Origin of the sequence: Citrobacter sp. CK198 (assembly GCF_030333295.1) — a bacterium.
Lineage (GTDB): Bacteria > Pseudomonadota > Gammaproteobacteria > Enterobacterales > Enterobacteriaceae > Citrobacter_B > Citrobacter_B koseri.
In genome coordinates, this window is record NZ_JAOWGE010000035.1 from 14,118 (window position 1) to 39,352 (window position 25,235).

21 protein-coding genes are annotated in these 25,235 nt (G+C 53.7%); 4 read left to right on the plus strand and 17 right to left on the minus strand.

What is annotated here, in order from left to right:
- Positions 1–5: 5 nt before the first annotated feature.
- The 16 genes from dnaE to rpsB all read right to left on the minus strand — a co-directional run bounded on the left by dnaE (position 6) and on the right by rpsB (position 18,669).
- The gene (gene dnaE, locus OGY62_RS18055) at positions 6–3,488 is read right to left on the minus strand and encodes a DNA polymerase III subunit alpha (protein WP_024130683.1); all 3,483 of its coding nucleotides are present in this window, start codon (positions 3,486–3,488) and stop codon (positions 6–8) included.
- A gap of 36 nt (positions 3,489–3,524) precedes the next feature.
- Positions 3,525–4,121 (minus strand): ribonuclease HII, encoded by a 597-nt coding sequence (gene rnhB, locus OGY62_RS18060; protein WP_012133974.1) that lies wholly within the window; start codon positions 4,119–4,121, stop codon positions 3,525–3,527.
- Positions 4,118–5,266, minus strand: coding sequence for a lipid-A-disaccharide synthase (gene lpxB, locus OGY62_RS18065; protein WP_012133975.1), 1,149 nt, complete (start codon positions 5,264–5,266; stop codon positions 4,118–4,120). Before lpxB ends, rnhB begins: the two co-directional genes overlap by 4 nt.
- On the minus strand, positions 5,266–6,054 hold the full coding sequence (gene lpxA / locus OGY62_RS18070) for an acyl-ACP--UDP-N-acetylglucosamine O-acyltransferase (RefSeq protein ID WP_024130684.1): 789 nt from the start codon (positions 6,052–6,054) through the stop codon (positions 5,266–5,268). The genes lpxB and lpxA overlap by 1 nt, the downstream gene beginning before the upstream one ends.
- Positions 6,055–6,057: 3 nt before the next feature.
- Positions 6,058–6,513, minus strand: coding sequence for a 3-hydroxyacyl-ACP dehydratase FabZ (gene fabZ, locus OGY62_RS18075; RefSeq protein WP_003018528.1), 456 nt, complete (start codon positions 6,511–6,513; stop codon positions 6,058–6,060).
- A gap of 103 nt (positions 6,514–6,616) precedes the next feature.
- Positions 6,617–7,642 (minus strand): UDP-3-O-(3-hydroxymyristoyl)glucosamine N-acyltransferase, encoded by a 1,026-nt coding sequence (lpxD, locus tag OGY62_RS18080; RefSeq protein WP_012133978.1) that lies wholly within the window; start codon positions 7,640–7,642, stop codon positions 6,617–6,619.
- A gap of 3 nt (positions 7,643–7,645) precedes the next feature.
- On the minus strand, positions 7,646–8,131 hold the full coding sequence (gene skp, locus OGY62_RS18085; RefSeq protein WP_024130685.1) for a molecular chaperone Skp: 486 nt from the start codon (positions 8,129–8,131) through the stop codon (positions 7,646–7,648).
- Positions 8,132–8,253: 122 nt separating this feature from the next.
- The gene (bamA, locus tag OGY62_RS18090; RefSeq protein WP_012133980.1) at positions 8,254–10,683 is read right to left on the minus strand and encodes an outer membrane protein assembly factor BamA; all 2,430 of its coding nucleotides are present in this window, start codon (positions 10,681–10,683) and stop codon (positions 8,254–8,256) included.
- Positions 10,684–10,714: 31 nt separating this feature from the next.
- A complete protein-coding gene (gene rseP, locus OGY62_RS18095; protein ID WP_012133981.1) occupies positions 10,715–12,067 on the minus strand; it encodes a sigma E protease regulator RseP in 1,353 nt (450 codons plus the stop codon).
- A gap of 11 nt (positions 12,068–12,078) precedes the next feature.
- A complete protein-coding gene (gene cdsA, locus OGY62_RS18100; protein WP_012133982.1) occupies positions 12,079–12,936 on the minus strand; it encodes a phosphatidate cytidylyltransferase in 858 nt (285 codons plus the stop codon).
- 12 nt (positions 12,937–12,948) lie between these two features.
- Positions 12,949–13,707: a (2E,6E)-farnesyl-diphosphate-specific ditrans,polycis-undecaprenyl-diphosphate synthase gene (gene ispU, locus OGY62_RS18105; RefSeq protein ID WP_024130686.1), complete on the minus strand. Its 759-nt coding sequence runs from the start codon at positions 13,705–13,707 to the stop codon at positions 12,949–12,951.
- A gap of 255 nt (positions 13,708–13,962) precedes the next feature.
- Positions 13,963–15,159 (minus strand): 1-deoxy-D-xylulose-5-phosphate reductoisomerase, encoded by a 1,197-nt coding sequence (ispC, locus tag OGY62_RS18110; protein WP_114847937.1) that lies wholly within the window; start codon positions 15,157–15,159, stop codon positions 13,963–13,965.
- Between the two features lie 95 nt (positions 15,160–15,254).
- On the minus strand, positions 15,255–15,812 hold the full coding sequence (gene frr, locus OGY62_RS18115; protein ID WP_024130687.1) for a ribosome recycling factor: 558 nt from the start codon (positions 15,810–15,812) through the stop codon (positions 15,255–15,257).
- A gap of 272 nt (positions 15,813–16,084) precedes the next feature.
- Positions 16,085–16,810, minus strand: a complete 726-nt coding sequence (gene pyrH / locus OGY62_RS18120) for a UMP kinase (RefSeq protein WP_012133987.1) — start codon at positions 16,808–16,810, stop codon at positions 16,085–16,087.
- 147 nt (positions 16,811–16,957) lie between these two features.
- Positions 16,958–17,809 (minus strand): translation elongation factor Ts, encoded by an 852-nt coding sequence (gene tsf / locus OGY62_RS18125; RefSeq protein ID WP_024130688.1) that lies wholly within the window; start codon positions 17,807–17,809, stop codon positions 16,958–16,960.
- A 134-nt stretch (positions 17,810–17,943) separates the two neighbouring features.
- Positions 17,944–18,669, minus strand: coding sequence for a 30S ribosomal protein S2 (gene rpsB, locus OGY62_RS18130; protein ID WP_012133990.1), 726 nt, complete (start codon positions 18,667–18,669; stop codon positions 17,944–17,946).
- Positions 18,670–18,993: 324 nt separating this feature from the next.
- Between rpsB and map the strand changes: the two genes are divergently transcribed.
- From map to OGY62_RS18150, 4 genes are all read left to right on the plus strand, one after another.
- Complete coding sequence (gene map / locus OGY62_RS18135; RefSeq protein WP_012133991.1) at positions 18,994–19,788, plus strand: type I methionyl aminopeptidase; 795 nt, start codon at positions 18,994–18,996, stop codon at positions 19,786–19,788.
- Between the two features lie 106 nt (positions 19,789–19,894).
- Entirely contained in the window at positions 19,895–22,567 is a 2,673-nt protein-coding gene (glnD, locus tag OGY62_RS18140; protein WP_110494659.1) for a bifunctional uridylyltransferase/uridylyl-removing protein GlnD, read from the plus strand.
- Positions 22,568–22,597: 30 nt separating this feature from the next.
- Positions 22,598–23,422, plus strand: coding sequence for a 2,3,4,5-tetrahydropyridine-2,6-dicarboxylate N-succinyltransferase (gene dapD / locus OGY62_RS18145; RefSeq protein ID WP_275166259.1), 825 nt, complete (start codon positions 22,598–22,600; stop codon positions 23,420–23,422).
- Positions 23,423–23,531: 109 nt separating this feature from the next.
- Positions 23,532–23,918: a DUF3461 family protein gene (locus OGY62_RS18150; RefSeq protein WP_024130689.1), complete on the plus strand. Its 387-nt coding sequence runs from the start codon at positions 23,532–23,534 to the stop codon at positions 23,916–23,918.
- Positions 23,919–24,008: 90 nt separating this feature from the next.
- Here OGY62_RS18150 and cdaR read toward each other — a convergent pair whose 3' ends face one another.
- The gene (cdaR, locus tag OGY62_RS18155) at positions 24,009–25,166 is read right to left on the minus strand and encodes a DNA-binding transcriptional regulator CdaR (protein WP_049011619.1); all 1,158 of its coding nucleotides are present in this window, start codon (positions 25,164–25,166) and stop codon (positions 24,009–24,011) included.
- Positions 25,167–25,235: the final 69 nt, after the last annotated feature.

Sequence of the window (25,235 nt, forward strand, 5' to 3'; positions counted from 1 at the left end):
CTGTATTAGTCAAACTCCAGTTCCACCTGCTCCGAACCAATGAGGCCACGGAGATCGTTTAGCAAACGATCGCTCGGAGAGACACGCCACGTCGCGCCAAAACGCAACCGCGCGCGTGCATCCGCCCTCTGATAGTAGAGATGTACTGGAATTGTCCCCGAGCGGTGGGGTTCCAGAGACTGACGGAGTCGGTTTAAAAGCTGGTCATCAATTTGCCTGTCCGTCAGCGAGATAGCAAGCCCGCGAGCATATTTTTCCCGGGCTTCGTCAATATCCATGACTTCACGGGCCATCATTTTAAGCCCGCCGCTGAAGTCATCAAAGCTGACCTGTCCGCTGACGATAAGTATGCGGTCTTTTTCCAGCAATTGCTGATATTTATCCAGAGCGTCGGTAAACAGCATAACTTCCAGACGTCCAGAGCGGTCATCCAGCGTACAGATGCCGATACGATTGCCGCGCTTGGTGACCATAACCCTTGCAGCAATCACGAGCCCCGCAGCCGTGGTGACTTTACCACGTTCTGTCGGATGCATGTCTTTCAGCCGGTAGCCTCCGACATAGCGCTCAATTTCTTTTAAATACTGATTGATAGGGTGTCCCGTCAGGTAAAGCCCCAACGTTTCACGTTCCCCGTCCAGCACCACCTGTTCCGGCCACGGCTGGCAGCTGGCATAGGATTGTTCAATTTGTTCCGGCTCTTCCGCCAGTACGCCAAACATATCCGCCTGCCCGATCGCTTCCGCTTTGGCATGCTGATCGGCGGCTTTCAGCGCGTCGCCCAGCGAGTTCATCAGCGCGGCACGGTGCGGCCCAAGGCGGTCAAACGCCCCGGACATAATCAGTTTTTCCAGTACCCGGCGGTTGAGCTTTTTCGTGTCCGTGCGGGCGCATAAATCAAACAGCTCGCGGAAGTAACCGTCTTTATTGCGCGCCTCGATGATAGCTTCAATCGGGCCTTCACCCACGCCTTTGATCGCGCCGATGCCGTAAACAATTTCGCCGTCGTCGTTAACGTGGAAGTGATACAGTCCTGAGTTGATATCCGGCGGCAGGATTTTAAGCCCCATGCGCCAGCATTCATCCACCAGACCGACCACTTTTTCGGTGTTGTCCATATCGGCGGTCATTACCGCCGCCATAAACTCTGCCGGGTAGTGCGCTTTCAGCCACAGCGTCTGGTAAGACACCAGCGCATAGGCGGCAGAGTGCGATTTGTTAAACCCGTACCCGGCGAACTTTTCCACCAGGTCGAAGATTTTTATCGCCAGCTCGCCGTCGATGCCGTTCTTTCTGGCGCCCTCTTCAAAGACGGAACGCTGTTTCGCCATCTCTTCCGGCTTTTTCTTACCCATCGCACGACGCAGCATATCCGCGCCGCCAAGGGTGTAACCGGAAAGCACCTGGGCAATCTGCATAACCTGTTCCTGGTACAGGATGATGCCGTAGGTCGGCTCCAGTACGGGTTTCAGGCTTTCATGCTGCCATTGCACGTCTGGATAGGAAATCTCTTCACGGCCATGCTTACGGTCGATGAAGTTATCCACCATACCCGACTGCAACGGGCCGGGGCGGAACAACGCCACCAGCGCGATCATATCTTCGAAGCAGTCAGGTTGCAGACGCTTAATCAGATCTTTCATGCCGCGGGATTCAAGCTGGAAGACCGCCGTGGTTTCCGAGCGTTGCAGCATGTCGAAACTTTTCTTGTCATCCAGCGGGATCGCCGCGATATCCAACGGCGGTTCGCCATTCTTCTCGCGGCGGGCGTTGATCATCTCCAGCGCCCAGTTAATGATGGTGAGCGTGCGCAGCCCCAGGAAGTCGAATTTGACCAGCCCGGCGTATTCCACGTCGTTTTTATCAAACTGCGTTACCGGGTGCTGACCGGCCTCATCACAGTACAGCGGCGCAAAATCGGTGATTTTGGTCGGCGCGATAACCACGCCACCGGCGTGCTTACCGGCGTTACGCGTGACGCCTTCCAGCTTGCGCGCCATATCGATCAGCGCTTTAACTTCCTCATCCGCCTCGTAAATTTCCGGCAGTTGCGGTTCCGCCTCAAACGCTTTCGCCAGCGTCATGCCTGGGTCAGGCGGCACCAGCTTCGAGATACGATCCACGAAACCATATGGGTGCCCCAGCACGCGCCCCACATCGCGGATAACCGCTTTCGCCGCCATCGTACCGAAGGTAATAATCTGAGATACCGCATCACGGCCGTACATATCCGCTACGTGTTCGATAACCTGGTCGCGTTTCTCCATACAGAAGTCAACGTCGAAGTCAGGCATGGAGACACGTTCCGGGTTAAGGAAACGTTCGAACAGCAGGTCGAATTCCAGCGGATCAAGGTCGGTAATTTTCAGCGCATAGGCCACCAGCGACCCCGCACCGGAACCGCGCCCCGGCCCTACCGGTACGCCGTTATCTTTCGACCACTGGATAAACTCCATCACGATGAGGAAGTAGCCTGGGAACCCCATCTGGTTAATAACCTGAAGTTCAATGTCCAGACGTTCGTCATAGGGGGGACGCTTCTCTTTACGCACCGCTTCGTCAGGGAACAGGAATTCGAGACGTTCTTCCAGACCCTCTTTCGATTTCTTGACCAGGAAGTCTTCGGTGGTCATGTCGCCCGTCGGAAACTGCGGCAGGAAGTATTCGCCCAGACGGACGGTCACGTTACAGCGTTTGGCTATCTCAACGCTGTTTTCCAGCGCTTCCGGGATGTCGGAGAACAGCTCGCACATCTCGTCTTCGCTACGCATATATTGCTGCGGCGAGTAGTTACGCGGGCGTTTAGGATCGTCGAGCGTAAAACCATCGTGAATAGCCACGCGGATTTCGTGCGCGTCAAAGTCCTCGCTGTTAATAAAGCGGACATCATTCGTTGCGACAACCGGCAAGCCACGCGTTTCCGCCAGTTCAACCGCCGCATGCAGATACGTTTCCTCATCCTGCCGACCCGTGCGGATCAGCTCCAGATAGTAGCGGTCGGAGAAATGTTCTTCATAGAAGGCGACGCATTCGTCCACCAGCGCACTGTTGCCGCGCAACAAACTGCGGCCCACATCGCCCATCCGGCCACCGGAAAGCAAAATCAGACCGTCTTTTAATTCAGTCAGCCATTCCCTGTCGATCACCGGCCCTTCTGCGCCGTAGCCACGCTGATAGGCTTTTGAGATCAACAGAGTAAGATTCTGATAGCCCGTATTATTTGCCGCCAGCACGGTCAACTGGCAAAGTTCATCTCCCAGCGGAGTGCCGCGAACATGGAAATCAGCGCCGACAATGGGCTTAATCCCTGCGCCGTGGCCCGTTCCGTAGAACTTCACCAGACCGCAAAGGTTGGTAAAATCGGTGATCGCCAGCGCAGGCATGCCTAACGCGGCCGCCTTTTTTACCAGCGGCCCGGTTTTCGCCAGCCCATCGATCATGGAGTAGTCGCTGTGCACCCGCAGGTGGACGAAACGTGGTTCAGACATCTTCAGATTCCCGTTTACTTAATCTCGACACAAGAATCAGGACGCAAGTCCCAGGGCGCGTTTGACAGGAGCAAAACTACGTCGATGATGCTCCGTCGCACCATGTTCAGCAAGCGCCGCCAGATGAAAAGCGGTCGGATACCCTTTGTGCTGGGCAAAACCATACTGTGGGAAAATACCGTCCAGCGCCGCCATTTCGGCATCGCGCGTCACTTTCGCAATAATAGATGCCGCGCTGATCTCCGCCACACGGCTGTCGCCTTTCACCACCGCCATAGAGGGCACGGGCAGTGCCGGACAGCGGTTGCCGTCAATCAGCACATATTCCGGCGCAATATGCAAACCGGCAACGGCGCGCTGCATCGCCAGCATCGTGGCGTGCAAAATATTCAGCTCATCAATTTCATGAGGTTCCGCGCGTCCCAGACTCCAGCTTAACGCTTTTTCTTTGATTTCATCATACAGCGCCAGACGGCGCTTTTCTGAGAGCTTCTTGGAATCATTGAGACCCACGATTGGGCGAGCCGGATCGAGGATCACAGCGGCCGTCACCACCGCGCCGACCAGCGGGCCGCGTCCAACCTCATCCACACCCGCGACCAACTGCGTATGCGGATAAACAAATTCGATCATTGTGCTAACTCCAGGACAGCGTCCGCCGCTTGCTCATCGGCATTGCAACGGATTTGCTGGTGCAACTCGCGGAAGGTGTCATGCATCGCATGGCTGGTTTTGCCATTCGCCAGCAGCGGCAGCAAGGCCTCTGCAAGCGCATGCGGCTCACACTCTTCCTGCAACAGCTCTTTGACTAATTCTCTTCCCGCCAGCAGATTAGGCAGCGAAACATAATCGGTCTTTACCAGGCGCTTCGCCAGCCAGAAGGTAAAGGGTTTCATCCGATACCCCACCACCATCGGGCATTTCGCCAGCATACACTCCAGCGCCGCCGTACCAGACGCCAGCAATGCGGCGTCGCTGGCCACCATCGCTTCACGTCCCATTCCGTCGAGCAGATGCACGGAAAGCTCCGGCGCAACCTCAGCTTTAATGCGCTCGAACTGCTCGCGGCGTTTGGCGTTCACCAGCGGTACGACAACTTCAAGGTCAGGATAGGTCTGACGCAGCAGCTGCGCGGTTTTCAGGAAATCCGCGCTGAGCATCTCCACTTCCGCGCCACGGCTACCGGGCAGTAGCGCCAGGCAGTGTGCATCATGCGAGATTCCCAGCACATCACGCGCGGCGTTTTTATCCGGGTCCAGCGGCATAGCGTCCGCCATCGTATGCCCGATAAAACGGCATGGCACGTTAAACTTGTCGTAAAACGCTTTTTCGAAAGGCAGAAAAGCCAGCACCATATTGGTGGATCTGCCTATTTTGAAAACACGTTTCTGTCGCCACGCCCAGACGGACGGACTGACATAATGGATGGTTTTTATGCCCTGCTTTTTCAGGTTGCCTTCAAGGGTGATATTGAAGTCCGGCGCATCAATGCCGACAAAAACATCCGGCTGAAGCTCGGTAAAGCGGCGGGTCAAATCGGCACGAATATGCAATAAGCGACGCAGGCGACCAAGCACTTCAACAATGCCCATTACCGCCAGCTCTTCCATCTCATACCAGGCTTCGCAGCCCTCAGCCTGCATACGCGGCCCCGCCACGCCGACGAAACGCGCGTTGGGCACGCGCGCCTTCAGCGCGCGAATTAAGCCTGCACCAAGAATATCGCCGGAGGTTTCTCCGGCGACCAGGGCTATCGTTAAGGGACGCTGTTCCGCCATTAACGAATCAGACCGCGCGTTGAGCGGGCAAAGAAATCGCTAAAGAGTTGCACTTCCGGGTACTGCTTCGCCAGCTCGGCAATTTCCGGTTTAGCTTCATCCAGCGTTTTGCCGCTGCGGTACAACGCTTTATAGGCGTTGCGGATCGCGGTGATCGCTTCGCGGGTGAAACCGCGACGCTTCAGCCCTTCGATGTTGACGCCAAACGGCGTCGCGTGATTGCCCTGAGCAATAACGTACGGCGGAACGTCCTGAGCAACGCCAGAACAGCCGCCAACCATCACATGCGCGCCAATGGTGCAGAACTGGTGCACTGCGGTCATGCCGCCGATGATGACAAAATCATCCAGCGAAACGTGGCCCGCAAGCGTAGCGTTATTGGCCAGAATACAGCGGTTGCCTACTGTACAATCGTGCGCCACATGGGCATTGATCATCAGTAAGTTATCGCTGCCCACCTTCGTCAACCCACCACCCTGCACTGTGCCACGATGAATGGTGACGCTTTCGCGAATGCGGTTACGATCGCCAATTTCCACACGGGTCGGTTCGCCAGCATATTTCAGATCCTGGTTTACTTCACCGATGGAGGCGAACTGATAAATCTCGTTATCGCGACCAATTTTTGTATGGCCATTCACGACAACGTGAGACTTCAGTACGGTACCCTCACCAATTTCGACATGGGGTCCAACAATACAAAAAGGACCAATATGAACATTAGCGCCAATACAGGCGCCGTCTTCCACAATGGCGGTTGGATGAATAAAGGCGGATTTATCAATCACGTATCAGGCCTCCCGGCTACGAGCACACATCATGGTTGCTTCGCACACGACTTTGCCATCGACCAGAGCAACCCCTTTAAAGCGGGTCAGGCCACGGCGCGTTTTCTCGAAAGTCACTTCCATGATCATCTGATCGCCAGGCACGACAGGACGCTTAAAGCGCGCTTCGTCAATACCCGCGAAGTAATACAGTTCACCCGGCTCCAGTTTTCCAACGCTTTTAAACGCCAGAATCCCTGTTGCCTGCGCCATCGCTTCCAGAATCAGCACACCCGGAAAAATCGGTTTACCCGGGAAATGGCCCTGGAAGAAAGGCTCATTTACGGAGACATTCTTCACTGCGCGCAGAAAACGACCTTCTTCAAAGTCCAGCACACGGTCAACCAGCAAAAACGGAAAACGGTGCGGCAGAAGTTCTAAAATCTCTTCAATATGCAGAGTATGAGTGTTAGTAGTCAAAATACTCTTCCTGTCCAAATATACTAAAAGGCAATAATAACACGGCCTGCCGCAATCATATGAATGTGACAGGCCGTAAAAGGATGGCACTACAGGTGGAACGCTAGTCTTGTTGATTAACCTTGCGCTCAATCGCTTTGAGACGCTTGCTCATATCATCAATGTTCATCACCAGTGCAGCGGTTTTACGCCATACTTTGTTAGGCTGCAACGGAATGCCTGAAGAATAGACGCCAGGCTCAGTGATAGGACGCATGACCATCCCCATACCCGTCACCGTGACTTTATCGCATATTTCCATATGCCCGTTAATCACGCTGGCCCCGCCAATCATGCAGTAACGGCCAATCTTCAGGCTGCCCGCCATAATGACGCCACCGGCAACCGCCGTATTGTCGCCAATCACAACGTTATGTGCAATCTGGCACTGGTTATCAATGATAACGCCGTTGCCGATCACTGTGTCATCCAGCGCGCCACGGTCAATCGTCGTACAGGCGCCGATCTCAACACGATCGCCAATAATGACGCGGCCAAGCTGCGGGATCTTCACCCAGTTACCCCGATCGTTAGCGTAACCAAAACCGTCTGCGCCGACGACAGTGCTCGACTGGATCAGACAATTCTCACCGATCTGAATGTCGTGGTAAATCGTTACATTCGCCCACAGACGCGAACCTGCACCGATTTTTGTGTTTTTCCCGACGAAGCAACCTGCGCCGATAATCACGTTATCGCCCAGTTCTACGCCAGACTCAATGACCGCATTCGCGCCAACTGAAACATTGTTACCCAGCGTCGCTGTCGCATCGATCGCTGCACTCGGTGCAATATTCTGCGCAGGCTGCGGCGTGGTATCTAAAATTTGCGCCATTCGCGCATACGTCAGGTAGGGGTTCTTCACTACCAGCGCAGCACTCTTAGCAAAAGGAAGATCGTCCTGCGTCATGACAACGGCAGAAGCCTGGCATACGCCTAAGTGTTCACGGTATTTAGGATTCACCATGAACGTGATGTGGCCTGTTTGCGCAGATTGCATGGACGCAACGCCGGTGATGACGATATCGCCATCACCGTGTAATTCTGCATCCAACTGCTCTGCTAAATCAGCCAGTCGAATTGAAGGCATTACTTATTTAACCTGTTTCAGTACGTCAGCAGTGATGTCTTTCACGTCGCTGCTGTTATAAGCAACGGTGTTGGCATCAACGACCAGATCGATGCTCTGGCTGTTAGCAACGGATTTCACAGCAGTCTGGATACGGGTAACCAGTTTGCCACGTTCTTCGTTGGAACGACGCGCGCGATCCTGTTCAAAAGCCTGGGCTTTCTGAGAGAAAGTCTGGCGTTGAGCCATCACGTCTTTTTCCAGCTTAGTACGTTCGCTACCTGCTTTCATGGACTGCAAACGCTGCATTTTAGATTGCAGATCGGTTTCCATACGCTGCAATTCGCTGGCACGGCCTTTGAACTCGTTTTCCAGCGTGTTAGAAACACCCGTCTTCTGTGCGACCTGTTGGAACAGGCTACCCATATTAACGATCGCAATTTTGTCAGCAGCCTGTGCGGACGTTACCATCGCTAAACCGAGACCTGCAGCTAATAACCACTTTTTCACAATAAACTCCTTACCATCCCATTTGTGCCCGCAGGCACAGTTCTTTGCGTGGCCAGGCGATCTCAGACGAGATCGCCAAAAGTCATCGCTACACTACCATTACATTCCTTTGCACAGAACAATTACCAGGTCTTACCAATGTTAAACTGGAACTGTTCCGATTTGTCTCCATCGTACTTTTTGAACGGCTGGGCGTAGGAGAAGACCAACGGCCCCAATGGGGACATCCATTGTAATGCGATACCAGCAGACATACGGATATTACTCGGATCGCTGTAGTCCGGGTAACCGGCATACGCGTTCGAATCCCAGTTCGTATCCCAGACAGTACCTACGTCCCAGAAGAAGGAGGTACGAACCGAGTTAGCGTACTTGTCGCTAATAAACGGCGTCGGGGTGATGAATTCGAGGCTGGCGACAGCCATAGCGTTACCGCCTACTGCGTCATCAGACTTACATGGCGCAGTTTCAGTGCTCTTACAATCGTTATCGTAGTCGTCATCACCGTCATGACGGCTGCTCGCCGGGTAGTACACCGCTTTTGGACCGATAGTATTGGACTGGAAGCCACGCACGGTGCTTGAGCCACCGGCATAGAAGTTCTCATAGAACGGCATCTCTTTGCCGCCAATACCGTCACCATAACCCCAACGAGTACGACCCAGAACCACCCATTTGTGATCGTCATCGATCGGCACATAGGTCGCGGTATCCAGCGTCGCTTTGTAGTATTCGTTATCAGAGCCCGGGATGGTCACTTTACCATTCAGGTTGACACGCGTACCTTCCGTCGGGAAGAAGCCACGGTCCAGCTTGTTATAAGTCCAACCGTAGTTGAAGGTGAAGTCGTTAGCACTGAATGAGTTGCGGTCATTCGTATTGGACGGATATTCACCCATCGAGTTCAGGTAACGCCACATGGCAACCTGCGGCTGCATGTTGGACAGGGAGTTATGTACATAACCTAAACCTGCACGCAGCGTGTTGTACTCGTTAATCGGGAAGCCCAGCGTAACGTCCGTACCATAACTTTTGTTGGTATAGTCGGACAGGTCCGCATCATCTGCCTGGAAGTCATTATAGAAGATACGGCCGCCGAGGCTGACGCCATCAACGGTGAAGTATGGGTTAGTGACAGACAGTTCAGTATAGGTCTGGTAGTCGTTTTTGGTCCCGTTAATACCCACGGAATAACCCGTACCTAACCAGTTGTCCTGCTGAACGCCCGCCTGGAAGCTCACGCCGCTTTCTGTGCCGTAACCAATACCGAAGTTAAAGCTACCGGTGTTACGCTCTTTCACTTTATAGACGACGTCAACCTGGTCCGGGCTGCCCGGAACGCGCTGCGTGTCGGTATCGACGGTTTCAAAGTAACCCAGACGGTTCAGACGCTCTTTACCCTGATCGACCAGATCGCTGCCTAACCATGCCCCTTCCATCTGGCGCATTTCGCGGCGCAGGACGGAATCTTTCGAGGTGTCGTTGCCTTCAAAACGGATCTTACGCACGTAGAAACGGTTACCCGCATCAACGTTCACACGTAATTTAACGGTTTTGTCGGCATCGTTGATTTCAGGCTGCGACTGCACGCGCGGGTAGGCATAGCCATAACGACCAAGAAGTTTCTTGATGTCGTCTTCCATTTTGGTCACTTTGGTGCCGTTATAGAGTTCACCTGGTTCGATCTTCGTCAGGTTCTCAATCTCGGCGGAGTGTCCAGCCAGGTTACCGCTCACCTGCACACCGGAAAGCTTGTACTGATCGCCTTCGGTGATATTAACGGTGATGTAGATGCCTTTCTTATCCGGCGTCAGGCTGACCTGCGTCGAATCGATGTTGAAACGGGCATAACCGCGATCCAGATAGTAGCTGCGCAGCGTCTCAAGGTCGCCAGCCAGTTTCTGTTTCTGGTATTTACGATCGCCCACGACGTTCCACCACGGCACTTCGTCGCGCAGTTGGAAGTGAGAAATGAGTTCGTCAGTGCTGAAGGCATGGTTGCCGACGATATTGATCTGTTGGATCTTCGCCGATACACCCTCCTGGAACACCAGTTTGAGGTCCACACGGTTACGCGGCAACGGCGTGACGACCGCTTTTACGCTGGCGCTGTATTTACCAACGCTGTAGTAGAAGTCTTCCAGTCCTTTTTCGATATCAGAGAGCGTGGTGCGATCCAGTGATTCGCCAACACGCACGCCAGACGCCTCAAGGTTCTGCTTCAGCATGTCATCTTTCACCGATTTGTTACCGGAGAAAGTGATGCTGGCAATCGTCGGACGTTCTTTTACCTGAACCAGAAGCGTATCACCATCGCGCAGGACGCGGACATCCTCGAAGTTGCCAGTGGCGAACAGAGCACGAATGGTATTACTGATATCTTCATCATTAACCGTGTCGCCTGTGCGCACCGGCATACTGAGGAGGGCCGCACCAACGGCGACTCGCTGTAGGCCTTCGAAATGAATGTCCTTCACCACGAACCCTTCAGCACCGTATACGGTGGCGCTGCTAAACAGCAGCGACGCTATGAGCAACTTTTTCATCGCCATCGTTATTATGCGTTCTTCCTAACTAACTCTCTTACAACCGAGAGAAATCATTGAAAAGTGCAAGCCCCATTAACAACACCAGCAAAATCGCGCCAATGCGGTAACTAAAGTCTTGAACCCGCTCGGATACCGGCCCGCCCTTCAGCTTTTCAATCGCCAGGAACAGCAGATGCCCCCCGTCAAGAACGGGCAGCGGAAACAGGTTGATTATCCCTAAGTTCACGCTGATAAGCGCAAGAAACATCAGGTAATAAATGCCCCCAAATTCCGCTGACATCCCAGCCCCCTGAGCGATAGAAATCGGCCCACTGAGGTTGTTCAGTTTCACATCACCGGTTATCAATTTTCCCAGCATACTGACCGTCAGCTTCATCAACTGCCACGTCTTGTCCGTGGCTTCGAGGATGGCGCTGAATGGCCCATACTGGCGTACAGTCTTGTACTCATCCGGCAGAGGAATAATTTTAGGCACAACACCCGCAAAACCTTCTGCCTTTCCGTTAACCGGCTTTGTATCCGGGATTAACGTCAAAGACAAGGAACTCCCCTGCCTTTCAATTTCCAGCGCTAACGGCTTATCTGGATTGTTGCGCACAAGCGTCACAAACGTCATCCATTGCGTTAACGACTGACCATCGACTTTAACGATCCTGTCGCCTGCTTGCAAACCCGCCTTACTTGCAGCGGAGTTCGCCTGCACTTCTGACAGCACCGGTTCGATCTGTGGACCACGCGGCCGAATCCCTAAAGAAGATACAGGATCTTCTTTGTCTGGCTCAAATGCCCAGTGGCGCAAATCTAACGTTTTATCCTGGCGCTGATTACTGCCGAACGGCGCCACGCTGATTGTCGTACGCTCATCGCCGATTTTGGACACCAGCTGTAAGCGCACCGCATCCCAATCAGGGGTTTCGATGCCATCAATGGCTTTAAGTTCCGTACCAGGAAGAATTTGCGCCTGGGCGGCAATCGAGTTGGGTGTTATTTCACCAACCACCGGACGAACGCCAGGGACGCCGATGATAAAAACCAGCCAGTAGGCAAAAATAGCGAAAAGAAAATTTGCAATCGGACCTGCGGCGATAATCGCCGCCCGCTGTCCCACGGTTTTATTGTTGAAAGCGTGGTGGCGCAGTTCCGGCACAACCGGCTCAGCGCGCTCATCCAGCATTTTGACGTAACCGCCGAGGGGAATCATGGCGATCACATATTCCGTACCGTATCGATCGGTACGCCGCCAAAGCGCTTTCCCAAAACCGATAGAAAAGCGCTCGACACGAACACCGCAGCGCCGGGCAACCCAGAAATGACCAAATTCATGCACGGTGATAAGCACACCCAGTGCGACGATGAATGCAGCCAGATTCCAGAGAATACTCAGCATAAAACCTTCCGTTAGAGTGTCCTGAATACCAGTAACAACAGGCAAGCAAAGACCGGTACTGCCGCCGTCAGGCTATCAATACGATCCAGAATACCACCATGCCCTGGGATCAAGTGACCACTATCCTTAATTCCTGCTTCACGCTTAAACATGCTCTCAGTCAGATCGCCCAGCACTGACGCCAGGGCCGCGATGACAGAACAAATCAGTAAGGTTGAAGGCGCAACATCCAGATTCGCCCACATGCCGTAACCCCATGAAATCACGGCGGCAGTCGCGAGTCCGCCAATAAAGCCCTGCCAGGTTTTACCAGGAGAAACCTTTGGCGCAAGTTTATGTTTGCCGAACAGTTTGCCAAACATATATGCCCCGGAGTCTGCCCCCCAGACGAGGATCATGACATAGAGCAGCCATATGGCGCCACTGTAATGATTCTCATCATAGTGCCAGGCGCGCAGCGCCAGCATTCCCCAAAAAAAAGGAATGATGGTTAACACCCCGAAAATTACGCGTAATGTCTTTGAATTACGCCAGATCGCCGCCGAACCGGGATAAAATAACACCAGTAATAATGCAACGACCCACCAGCCCAACGACGCCCAAAGCGAAACCTCAACAAGCGGTTGATGAATGTTGCGGTGATATTCAGGCAGCAAAAACAGCATCAGCGCCAGCAATAACCCGCACAGCACCGCCAGCCAGACCCGCTGAGTACGCGTGGTAAAACCGCTTAACTGTCCCCATTCCCAGGCGGCCAGCATACAAACGACCAGCGTGACAATGGCGAACCCCACCGGCGGGAGTAAAAAAAGCGCCGCGATGACAACGGGTATTAAAACAAAAGCAGAAATCAGGCGATACTTCAGCAAAAGCGACCCCCATCAGGCTTTTTCATCACCGGGCTCGGTGCCGCCGAAACGACGCTCTCGATTAGCAAAGGCATGCAGCGCCCCTTCAAAGTCTTGTTCATCGAAATCGGGCCAAAGAACATCAGTAAAGTAAAGTTCGGCATAGGCAATTTGCCAAAGCAAAAAGTTACTAATGCGATGCTCTCCCCCAGTCCTAATTACTAAATCTACAGGAGCCAGTTCATGCATACAGATTTTCTGGTTTAGCATCTCTTCGTCAATCTGATCAGGGCGCAGCAGTCCTTCCTGCACCTGTTCTGCCAGTTGCCTGACTCCCTGGACAATATCCCAACGTCCGCCATAATTCGCCGCGATATTCAGCGTCAGCCCGGTATTCTGGGCGGTAAGCGCTTCAGACTTGCGAATACGGTCTTGCAAACGCGAGTTAAATCGACTGGTGTCGCCAATAATGCGCAGGCGAACGTTATGGCGATGCAGGCTTTTTACTTCGCTATCCAGCGCCCACACGAACAGCTCCATTAACGCACTCACTTCCTGCGCTGGTCGGTTCCAGTTCTCACTGCTAAAGGCATACAGCGTTAACGCATCAATACCGTTGTTGGCAGCGAAAGATACGGCCCGACGGACGGATTTTGCTCCGGCCTTATGCCCAAAGGCGCGAATCTTCCCTTGCTTTTTCGCCCAGCGGCCATTGCCATCCATAATGATTGCTACATGGCGACAGCCATGCGCTGGCAAATTTTCGCTTAATGGTTGAGTTGCAGACAACATAACGCGTTTTTAGTCCCTGAAAGGATTTAACGGTACTCAGGAATACTGAAGCCTTTTGCGCTTCATCCTTCAGGCTGCCTCTTCGTTGGCTATGAATGATGCAACCTGAATGATTTTGTGCATCCACAAAAAAGCCGTGTCAAACCACGGCTTACCTGACCGCATAAAGCCAAATATCTGCGATCGGGTGGCGCAGACTATATCACTGAAGCCCAACGCTAACAAATAGCACGATCCTGTGTAGAAGGATTCTCATCAGCTTGCGAGCCGCATCACCTGTTTTCTGGCGACGTCACGCGCGACGGCATCAACCCTGAGAACGTCGTCAACGCTTCCCGGTTCCTGCAAATCCATTTTCTCCAGCACAGATAAATTGAGCTCAGCAATATCTGTAAAGCGAATCTCTTCAGCCAGAAATGCGGCGACGGTGATTTCATTCGCCGCATTCAGCGCGGTTGTCGCGGCCTGACCTTGCTCAAACGCGTCCATCGCCAGTTTCAGGCACGGATAGCGCTGATAATCCGGCGCAGAAAACGTCAACGCACTGAGCGTGCAAAAATCGAGCGGCTTCACGCCAGAGTTCACGCGATTCGGCCACGCCATCGTATGCGCGATTGGCGTACGCATATCCGGCTCCCCCAGTTGCGCCAGAACGCTGCCGTCCTGATAACGCACCATTGAGTGAATAACCGACTGCGGGTGAATCAACACGTCCATCTGGCTTGCGCTGGCGTTAAACAACCAACGCGCTTCAATGTATTCCAGACCTTTATTCATCATGGTGGCGGAATCGACGGAAATTTTTCGTCCCATAGACCAGTTCGGATGACGACATGCCTGATCGGGCGTCATGGCCGCCAGATCGCACAATGGCGTTTCACGAAAAGGGCCACCAGACCCGGTAAGCAAAATCGACATCACGCCATTTTGCTCCAGCTCAGCGTATCCCAGATCGTTTTGAATAGGTTGGGGCATACTCTGAAAAATCGCGTTATGTTCGCTATCTACCGGTAAAAGCCGGGCTTTACTGCGTTTCACCTCGTCCATAAACAGACGCCCGCAGGTAATCAGCGACTCTTTATTGGCAAGCAGGATGGTTTTACCGGCGCGAATCGCCGCAAGCGTAGGCAGCAGACCTGCCGCGCCCACGATAGCCGCCATCACCTGATCGACCTCATCCAGCGCAGCCATATCGCAGGCGGCCTGTTGTCCGCTCAGGACGTCAGTGCGGCTTCCATGTTCCAGAAGCGCAGTTTTCAGCCGTTGAGCGCTCTGTTCATCGTCCATCACCGCATAACGCGGCGAAAACTCCAGGCACTGCTCTACCATACGGGTGACATTTTTACCCGCAACCAGCGCGACAACACGGAAGCTTTCAGGATTATGGCGCACCACATCCAGCGTGCTGCAACCAATAGAGCCGGTCGAGCCCAGAATGGTTAGTTGCTTCATGAAACGTCCAGAAGAATTGAGACAGGATAGAAAGCAAAACGCCGCCCGGAAGACCCGTCAGGGTCAACCAGCGGCGTTTTAGTCGTACAGGAAAATCAGAACTGCATCAGTTCCGCTTCTTTTTCCGTCAGCGCCGCATCAACTTTCTTGATGGCAGCGTCAGTCAGTTTCTGTACTTCGTCCTGAGAACGGCGATCGTCATCTTCGCTGATCTCTTTATCTTTCAGCAGCGCTTTTACTTTGTCGTTCGCATCACGGCGTACGTTACGCACGGCAACACGCGCCTGCTCTGCTTCGCCACGAACGATTTTGGTCAGGTCTTTACGACGTTCTTCAGTCAGCGGCGGCAGCGGAACACGGATATCGCTACCCGCAGAACTCGGGTTCAGGCCGAGGTCAGAAGCCATAATCGCTTTCTCAACCGCCGGGCTCATGGAGCGATCGAACACGTTGATTTTCAGCGTGCGGGAGTCTTCTACCGTTACGCTCGCCAGCTGACGCAGCGGAGTCGGCGTGCCGTAATATTCCACGACAATGCCATCCAGCAGGCTGGGAGAAGCACGACCCGTGCGAATTTTGCTGATTTGGTTTTTAAACGCTTCAACGCATTTTTCCATGCGTACTTCAGCATCTTTTCTGATATCGCTAATCACGTTACGAATCCTTGAAAACTAGTCTCAGTCGACCAGACAATCACACAATACACTTCATCCTTCAGGCTGCCTCTGCGTTGGCTGCGAACGTTCTTCCCTGCCACGTACCAGTGTACGCGCCTCGGGATTCACGCTCTTGCCGCCGTGATGCAGCATGAATGATTTCGTGTATACAGAGTATGCTCAGTATAGTCTCGTTTAATTCATGCCACAGGATATATAAATCCTGCCGGGTAAAGGCGAATCTTACCCGGAATTGGCCATCACGGGAATTATTCCGTGATTAAAGTCCCTTCTTTTTCGCCCATCACGACGCGACGCAGCGCGCCCGGCTTGTTCATATTGAAGACACGAATTGGCAATTTGTGGTCACGAGCCAGCGTGAACGCGGCCAGATCCATCACTTTCAGCTCTTTATCCAGCACTTCGCCGTAGGTGAGTTGCTCATACATCGTGGCGGACGGATCTTTGGCCGGGTCCGCAGTAAATACGCCATCGACTTTCGTAGCTTTCAGCACCACATCCGCTTCAATTTCGATACCGCGCAGGCAAGCCGCAGAGTCGGTGGTGAAGAAGGGGTTGCCGGTGCCCGCAGACAGGATAACCACACGGTTATTACGCAGCAGACTAATGGCTTCTGCCCAGCTGTAGTTGTCACACACGCCATTCAGCGGAATAGCGGACATCAGGCGGGCGTTCACATAGGCGCGGTGGAGCGCATCGCGCATCGCCAGACCGTTCATCACGGTGGCCAGCATGCCCATGTGGTCGCCCACAACGCGGTTCATACCCGCTTTCGCCAGACCAGCACCACGGAACAGGTTACCGCCACCAATCACCACACCAACCTGAATGCCCAGTTCCACCAGTTCTTTGATTTCCTGAGCCATACGATCCAGTATGCTTGCATCAATACCGAAGCCTTCCGAACCCTGCAGAGCTTCGCCACTCAATTTAAGCAGAATACGTTTATAGACGGGTTTTGCATTGGTAGCCATGTTTCTTTCCTGAGACTGTCAACGATTGAGATGGGTTAATTCCGGCGACATTGTATGTCGCTTTTCAGCGCAGCCACTATAGGGGTTGGCTGAATTTACAAGATGGACGCAAAAAGAAGCCGCCCTCAGGCGGCTCCTTTTCGACAATTAAGACTGCTTGGACATCGCAGCAACTTCTGCTGCAAAGTCAGTCTCAACTTTCTCGATGCCTTCGCCCACTTCAAAGCGGATGAAGCCAGTTACGTCGGCGTTGTGCTCTTTCAGCAGCTGACCAACAGATTTGCTCGGTTCCATAACGAAAGGCTGACCGGTCAGAGAAACTTCGCCGGTGAATTTCTTCATGCGGCCTTCAACCATTTTCTCTGCGATTTCTTTCGGCTTACCAGACTGCATCGCGATATCCAGCTGTACCTGGTATTCTTTCTCTACCACTTCAGCAGACACGTCTTCCGGCTTAACGAACTCAGGCTTGCTTGCAGCAACGTGCATTGCCAGCTGTTTAACCAGCTCTTCGTCAGCGCCTTTAGCCGCAACCAGAACACCGATGCGCGCACCGTGCTGGTAAGAACCCAGAACGTCGCCTTCCAGGGAAGCAACACGGCGAATGTTGATGTTTTCACCGATTTTTGCCACCAGAGCAACGCGCTCTTCTTCGAACTGTGCTTTCAGCACGTCAACGTCAGTGATTTTGCCAGCAACAGCGGCGTCCAGCACTTTGTCAGCAAATGCCTGGAAACCAGCATCTTTAGCAACGAAGTCAGTCTGGCAGTTAACTTCCAGAATGATGCCGTAGTTGCCGTCGATTTTGGTTTTGATCACGCCGTCAGCAGCAACGTTGCCTGCTTTTTTCGCTGCTTTGATCGCACCGGATTTACGCATGTTTTCGATTGCCAGCTCGATGTCGCCATTCGCTTCAGTCAGTGCTTTTTTGCAATCCATCATGCCTGCGCCAGTACGCTCACGCAGCTCTTTTACCAGGGATGCGGTAATTTCAGCCATTCTAAAATCCTCGGAAGATTTGATCTGCCCGGCATCAAACCGCACAGATTTAAAAGTGAAAAAGGGGCCTAAAGGGCCCCTAACCAAACGTGATACTACCTGGTTTATAAGGGGGCTCGAACGAGCGTGCCTTATTATTCAGCTTCTACGAAGCTTTCTTCCGCCTGAGAAGCCAGATCCTGAGAACGGCCTTCACGAACGGTTGCAGCTACAGCGCCCAGGTACAGGCTAACAGCACGGATTGCGTCGTCGTTACCCGGGATAACGAAGTCAACACCGTCCGGATCAGAGTTGGTATCAACGATAGCAAATACCGGGATACCCAGGTTGTTTGCTTCTTTGATAGCAATGTGCTCGTGGTCAGCATCGATAACGAACAGTGCGTCCGGCAGGCCGCCCATGTCTTTGATACCGCCCAGGCTGTTTTCCAGTTTCTCAAGCTCACGAGTGCGCATCAGCGCTTCTTTTTTGGTCAGCTTTTCGAAAGTACCGTCCTGAGACTGAGTTTCCAGGTCTTTCAGACGTTTGATGGACTGACGAACGGTTTTCCAGTTAGTCAGCATACCGCCCAGCCAGCGATGGTTCACGAAGAACTGGTCGCAGCTGTTAGCAGCGTCTTTCACCGCTTCGCTTGCAGCACGTTTAGTACCAACGAAAAGGATTTTACCTTTGCGAGAAGCAATCTTGTTCAGTTCAGCCAGCGCTTCGTTGAACATCGGTACCGTTTTCTCAAGGTTGATGATGTGAACTTTGTTACGCGCACCGAAGATGAACGGCTTCATTTTCGGGTTCCAGTAACGGGTCTGGTGACCGAAGTGAACACCAGCCTTGAGCATGTCGCGCATGGAAACAGTTGCCATGATTAAAACCTCTATATATAAAAGTTGGGGTTATGCCTCCACGTATCCCATATTACCGACCCCAAAGGGCACCCCGGAATATGTGCCGATACGTGTGTGTTGTTACACAAAGTGAGATTTGTCGCTTCAGTCCATCTTGTGTAGTCTTCGAATGGAACGGAAGTCCGGCGCGCTTTATACCACAAATACGCCGCAGACACCAATAATTGTTGGCTCGATGTGCTGTTAATGATTCTCAATTTGGCAGGCTACGCTTTGGACTGATACCATTGACAGCACTTACACAATTATTGTCGAAATAATCGACACCGATGGACAGAATTCATGGCTATCTCAATCAAGACCCCTGAAGAAATCGAAAAAATGCGCGTCGCTGGCCGCCTGGCCGCAGAAGTGCTGGAGATGATCGAACCGTATATCAAACCGGGCGTCAGCACCGGGGAACTGGATCGCATCTGCAACGACTACATCGTCAATGAACAACACGCGATCTCCGCTTGCCTCGGCTACCACGGTTATCCGAAATCCGTTTGTATCTCCATTAATGAAGTGGTGTGCCACGGTATCCCGGACGACGGCAAATTGCTGAAAGACGGCGATATCGTCAATATCGACGTAACCGTAATTAAAGATGAATACCACGGCGATACGTCGAAAATGTTTATCGTCGGCAAACCGACGATTCTGGGCGAGCGCCTGTGCCGTGTAACCCAGGAAAGCCTGTATCTGGCGCTGCGAATGGTCAAGCCGGGCATCCGTCTGCGCACGCTGGGCGCGGCCATTCAGAAATACGCGGAAGGCGAAGGTTTCTCTGTCGTTCGCGAATATTGCGGTCACGGGATTGGTCGCGGCTTCCATGAAGAACCGCAGGTTCTGCACTACGATGCGGACGACGGCGGCGTGGTTCTGCAACCGGGAATGACGTTCACCGTTGAACCGATGCTGAACGCCGGTGATTACCGCATCCGCACCATGAAAGACGGCTGGACGGTAAAAACCAAAGACAGAAGCTTGTCTGCGCAGTACGAGCATACTATTGTGGTAACCGAAAACGGCTGTGAAATTCTGACGTTACGCAAGGATGACACCATCCCGGCGATTATCACGCACGACGCATAAACTTTTGCCTGATGGCGCTACCGCTTATCAGGCCTACAATCAGCGTTTACCCGTAGGCCGGATAAGGCGTTAACGCCGCATCCGGCTTTTTAATGGGTGGCGCATAATGAATACTCTTCCTGAACAGCACGCGAATACGGCTCTCCCCACCCTACCCGGCCAACCGCAAAATCCGGGAGCCTGGTCGCGTGACGAGCTTACCGTCAGCGGAATTAAAGCCCACATTGATATTTTCCAGCAGTGGCTGGGAGACGCTTTTGACAGCGGGATTTCCGCAGAGCAATTGATTGAAGCCCGCACCGAATTTATCGACCAGTTGCTGCAACGACTGTGGATCGACGCCGGATTCGGGCAAATTGCCGATCTGGCCCTGGTGGCCGTCGGCGGCTATGGCCGGGGCGAGCTGCATCCGCTTTCCGACATTGACCTGCTCATCCTGAGCCGTAAAAAGCTGCCCGACGCTCAGGCGCAAAAAGTCGGGGAACTGCTGACCTTGCTGTGGGATGTGAAGCTGGAAGTCGGGCATAGCGTGCGCACACTGGAAGAGTGTCTGCTGGAAGGGCTGTCGGACTTAACCGTCGCCACCAATCTGATTGAAACACGTCTGCTGATCGGCGATGTGGCGCTTTTTCTGGAGCTGCAAAAGCATATTTTCAGTGAAGGTTTCTGGCCGTCGGAGAAATTTTTCGCCGCCAAAGTCGAAGAGCAAAACCAGCGCCACCAGCGCTATCACGGCACCAGCTATAACCTTGAACCCGATATTAAAAGCAGCCCCGGCGGCCTGCGTGATATCCACACCCTGCAATGGGTGGCCCGCCGTCACTTCGGCGCAACGTCTCTCAATGAGATGGTCGGCTTCGGCTTCTTAACCCAGGCAGAACGCGCCGAGCTAAACGAGTGTCTGCATATTTTGTGGCGCATTCGCTTCGCGCTGCACCTGGTGGTCAGCCGTTACGACAACCGCCTGCTGTTCGACAGGCAGCTCAGCGTTGCCCAGCGGCTCAACTACACTGGCGAAGGCAACGAGCCGGTTGAACACATGATGAAAGACTATTTCCGGGTCACACGTCGGGTGAGCGAACTGAACCAGATGCTATTGCAACTGTTTGATGAAGCAATCCTCGCCCTGCCCGCCGATGAAAAACCGCGCCCGATAGATGACGATTTTCAACTGCGCGGCACGCTGATCGACCTGCGCGATGACGATCTGTTTATCCGTTCGCCGGAAGCGATCCTGCGGATGTTTTATACGATGGTGCGCAATAGCACCATCACTGGCATCTATTCCACCACGCTGCGCCATCTGCGCCATGCCCGCCGCCACCTGACCCAGCCGCTGTGCTACATCCCGGAAGCGCGCTCTCTGTTTCTCAGTATGCTGCGTCATCCGGGCGCCGTCAGCCGCGGTTTGCTGCCAATGCATCGCCACAGCGTGCTTTGGGCTTACATGCCGCAATGGTCGCATATCGTCGGCCAAATGCAGTTCGACCTGTTCCATGCCTACACGGTGGATGAGCACACCATTCGCGTGATGCTGAAGCTGGAAAGTTTCGCCAAAGAAGAGACCCGCCAGCGCCATCCGCTGTGCGTCGATCTCTGGCCGCGCCTGCGGCAACCGGAACTGATCCTGATCGCGGCGCTGTTCCATGATATCGCCAAAGGGCGCGGCGGCGACCACTCGGTACTGGGCGCGCAGGACGTGCTCAAATTTGCCGAACTGCACGGTCTGAACTCACGCGAAACGCAACTGGTCGCCTGGCTGGTACGCCAGCACCTGCTGATGTCGGTTACCGCCCAGCGGCGCGATATCCAGGACCCTGAGGTCATCAAACAGTTCGCCGAAGAGGTGCAAACGGAACACCGTCTGCGCTTCCTGGTATGCCTGACGGTCGCTGACATTTGCGCCACTAACGAAACGCTGTGGAACAGCTGGAAGCAAAGCCTGTTGCGCGAACTGTACTTCGCCACCGAAAAACAGCTACGTCGCGGCATGCAAAACACGCCGGATATGCGCGAACGCGTGCGCCATCATCAGCTTCAGGCGCTGGCGCTGCTGCGAATGGACAATATAAACGAAGAGGCGCTGCATCAAATCTGGACACGCTGCCGCGCTAACTATTTCGTGCGCCATAGTCCGAATCAGCTGGCCTGGCATGCGCGTCATCTGTTACAGCACGATCTGACCCGGCCGCTGATTCTGGTCAGCCCACAGGCCACGCGCGGCGGAACGGAGATCTTCATCTGGAGTCCTGACCGCCCTTATCTGTTTGCCGCCGTTTGCGCAGAGCTGGACAGGCGCAATCTGAGCGTTCATGACGCGCAAATCTTCACCACCCGCGACGGCATGGCGATGGATACCTTTATTGTGCTGGAGCCGGACGGCAGCCCTCTCTCCGCCGACCGTCACGAAGCCATCCGTTTTGGACTGGAGCAGGCGATTACCCAGAGCAGCTGGCAGCCTCCGCAGCCGCGTCGCCAGCCGGCCAAACTGCGCCACTTTACCGTCGATACCGAGGTCACTTTTCTGCCTACTCACACCGACAGAAAATCGTTCCTTGAACTTATCGCTCTCGATCAGCCGGGCCTGCTGGCGCGGGTCGGGCAAATTTTTGCCGATCTGGGAATTTCGCTTCATGGCGCCCGAATTACAACCATTGGCGAGCGAGTAGAAGATTTATTCATAATCGCGACAGCCGACCGGCGTGCCCTTAATAATGAGCTACAGCAGGAAGTGCATCAACGGTTGACAGCGGCCCTCAATCCAAACGATAAAGGGTAGTGTGTTTATTCATATGGAAAGAGTTTAACAATGCAGCAGTTACAGAACGTTATTGAGTCCGCTTTCGAGCGCCGTGCCGACATCACTCCGGCGAATGTAGATACCGTGACCCGCGAAGCGGTTAACCAGGTCATTTCTCTGCTGGATTCCGGTGTGCTGCGTGTAGCAGAAAAGATTGATGGTCAGTGGGTGACTCACCAGTGGCTGAAGAAAGCGGTTCTGCTCTCTTTCCGTATTAACGATAACCAGGTTATCGACGGTGCGGAAAGCCGCTACTTCGATAAAGTACCGATGAAATTCGCCGACTATGACGAAGCGCGCTTCCAGAAAGAAGGCTTCCGCGTAGTGCCGCCTGCCGCTGTGCGTCAGGGCGCATTTATCGCACGCAACACCGTGCTGATGCCATCCTACGTAAACATCGGCGCATTCGTTGATGAAGGCACGATGGTAGATACCTGGGCGACCGTAGGTTCCTGCGCGCAGATTGGTAAAAACGTACACCTGTCCGGCGGCGTCGGCATCGGCGGCGTACTGGAACCGCTACAGGCGAACCCGACAATCATCGAAGATAACTGCTTCATCGGCGCGCGTTCTGAAGTGGTTGAAGGGGTGATCGTTGAGGAAGGTTCCGTCATCTCTATGGGCGTGTACATCGGTCAAAGCACCCGTATTTACGATCGCGAAACGGGCGAAATCCATTATGGCCGCGTACCGGCAGGCTCCGTTGTGGTTTCCGGCAACCTGCCGTCGAAAGACGGCAAATACAGCCTGTACTGTGCGGTCATCGTGAAAAAAGTTGACGCGAAGACGCGCGGAAAAGTCGGGATCAACGAGCTGTTACGTACCATCGACTAACAATGATTTGAAAAAGCGGGCTGAGCCCGCTTTTTTTACATCTGTGGCTGGCGGAAAGAGAACTTTTCGTTAATTATTCATAGGTTATGTTGAGATGAAGGGTACCGCTATGTATGACAATCTGAAAAGTCTGGGCATTACCAATCCTGAAGAAATCGATCGTTACAGCCTGCGGCAAGAAGCTAACAACGATATCCTGAAAATCTATTTCCAGAAGGATAGAGGCGAGTTCTTTGCCAAAAGCGTAAAGTTCAAATATCCCCGCCAGCGTAAAACCGTCGTCGCCGATGGTATCGGACAAGGTTACAAAGAGGTGCAGGAGATCAGCCCTAACCTGCGCTATGTGATCGATGAGCTGGATCAGATCTGCCAGCGCGATCGCACGGAAGTCGATCTCAAACGTAAGATCCTGGATGATTTACGTCATCTGGAAAGCGTGGTCGCCAACAAGATCAACGAAATCGAAGCGGATCTGGAAAAACTAACGCGTAAGTAAGCTGTGTGTTGCCGGATGGCGGCGTGTTACGCCTTATCCGGCCTACAGGTAACTCCCGGTAGGCCTGATAAGCGTCGCGCCATCAGGCAATCAATGCTGCTCGTCCAGTTGCAACGCGACATACAGCAACAGCCGATCGTCAAAATTGCCCAAATCCAGCCCCGTCAACTCAGAGATGCGGTTCAGACGGTATTCCAGCGTATTACGGTGAATAAAGAGCGCCTTCGACGTTGCCAGCGGCTGCACGTTATGGCGAAACCACGCGGCCAGCGTCCGGCGTAACAGCCCGTTATTATCCATCGCCTTCAGCTTTGAGAGCGGGCGCGCCAGCTCATTGGCCTGCCAGCCACCACGCAGGCTGTCCAGCAGCACTGGCAGCATCAAATCCTGGTAAAAGTAGCTGCGTTGCTCCGGCATACGCTGCTTGCCCACCATCATGGTGGTACGCGCAGTGCGCCAGGAGCGGGCGATACTGCCCGGGCCGGTAAAATAGTTCCCCAGTGCGACCCGAAAGCGCAATTGCCCGTTCTCTTTCATCCGGGCAATCAACTGCTCAATACGCTTGCGATGATCGTCCGCATCCCAGCGCCCAAACTGATTCAGCGCCGGTTTCAGCACAACCATTTCCGTCAAAGAAACGATAGCAATCAAATTGTTGCGTTCAGGCGTCGTTAACGCATTTTGCAGCTGCTGCAACTCCTCCATCGCGCTGTCAACGCCAAGCTGCCCGCTGTCCACTTCGACCACGGCAGCCACACGCGGTTGGTTCAGGTCGATACCCAGCCGCTGCGCCCACTCCGTCAACGCTGGCGTATTTTCCTCGGCCTGAATCAGGTTCATCACCAGTTCTTCACGCAGACGGCTGTCCTGGGCCAGCAGATGCATCAGCCGCGACTGCTCCAGCATCATTTCGGCCGTCATACAGACCAGCTCACCGTATTTTCGCAGGTGTTGCGGCTCACCGGTTAAACCAATAACGCCGACGATCTCCCCTTCCAGGCGCAACGGCAGGTTGATCCCCTGGCGCACGCCGTGGAGATGCCGCGCCACCGCATCATCAATATCGACCACGCGCCCCTGCGACAGCACCAACAGCGCGCCTTCGTGCAATTCACCAATGCGCTCCCGATCGCCGCTACCGATAATACGCCCACGGGCATCCATTACGTTGATATTGGTATCGATGATGCGCATTGTGCGCGCCACAATATCCTGTGCCATTTTGGTATCAAGATGCCAGCCAGCCATAATCCCCTCCTGTGAGCAGAGCTCAAGCATAGGGAAGATGCTAACCTGCATCATTGTGCATCTGCACAA

Coding starts and splice junctions, on each gene's coding strand:
- ispU (WP_024130686.1), bottom strand. CDS start 13,707: ATGTTGTCTGCAACTCAACCATTAAGCGAAAATTTGCCAGCGCATGGC.
- rpsB (WP_012133990.1), bottom strand. CDS start 18,669: ATGGCAACTGTTTCCATGCGCGACATGCTCAAGGCTGGTGTTCACTTC.
- lpxD (WP_012133978.1), bottom strand. CDS start 7,642: ATGCCTTCAATTCGACTGGCTGATTTAGCAGAGCAGTTGGATGCAGAA.
- map (WP_012133991.1), top strand. CDS start 18,994: ATGGCTATCTCAATCAAGACCCCTGAAGAAATCGAAAAAATGCGCGTC.
- glnD (WP_110494659.1), top strand. CDS start 19,895: ATGAATACTCTTCCTGAACAGCACGCGAATACGGCTCTCCCCACCCTA.
- bamA (WP_012133980.1), bottom strand. CDS start 10,683: ATGGCGATGAAAAAGTTGCTCATAGCGTCGCTGCTGTTTAGCAGCGCC.
- ispC (WP_114847937.1), bottom strand. CDS start 15,159: ATGAAGCAACTAACCATTCTGGGCTCGACCGGCTCTATTGGTTGCAGC.
- pyrH (WP_012133987.1), bottom strand. CDS start 16,810: ATGGCTACCAATGCAAAACCCGTCTATAAACGTATTCTGCTTAAATTG.
- rseP (WP_012133981.1), bottom strand. CDS start 12,067: ATGCTGAGTATTCTCTGGAATCTGGCTGCATTCATCGTCGCACTGGGT.
- lpxB (WP_012133975.1), bottom strand. CDS start 5,266: ATGGCGGAACAGCGTCCCTTAACGATAGCCCTGGTCGCCGGAGAAACC.
- tsf (WP_024130688.1), bottom strand. CDS start 17,809: ATGGCTGAAATTACCGCATCCCTGGTAAAAGAGCTGCGTGAGCGTACT.
- dnaE (WP_024130683.1), bottom strand. CDS start 3,488: ATGTCTGAACCACGTTTCGTCCACCTGCGGGTGCACAGCGACTACTCC.
- cdaR (WP_049011619.1), bottom strand. CDS start 25,166: ATGGCTGGCTGGCATCTTGATACCAAAATGGCACAGGATATTGTGGCG.
- dapD (WP_275166259.1), top strand. CDS start 22,598: ATGCAGCAGTTACAGAACGTTATTGAGTCCGCTTTCGAGCGCCGTGCC.
- rnhB (WP_012133974.1), bottom strand. CDS start 4,121: ATGATCGAATTTGTTTATCCGCATACGCAGTTGGTCGCGGGTGTGGAT.
- OGY62_RS18150 (WP_024130689.1), top strand. CDS start 23,532: ATGTATGACAATCTGAAAAGTCTGGGCATTACCAATCCTGAAGAAATC.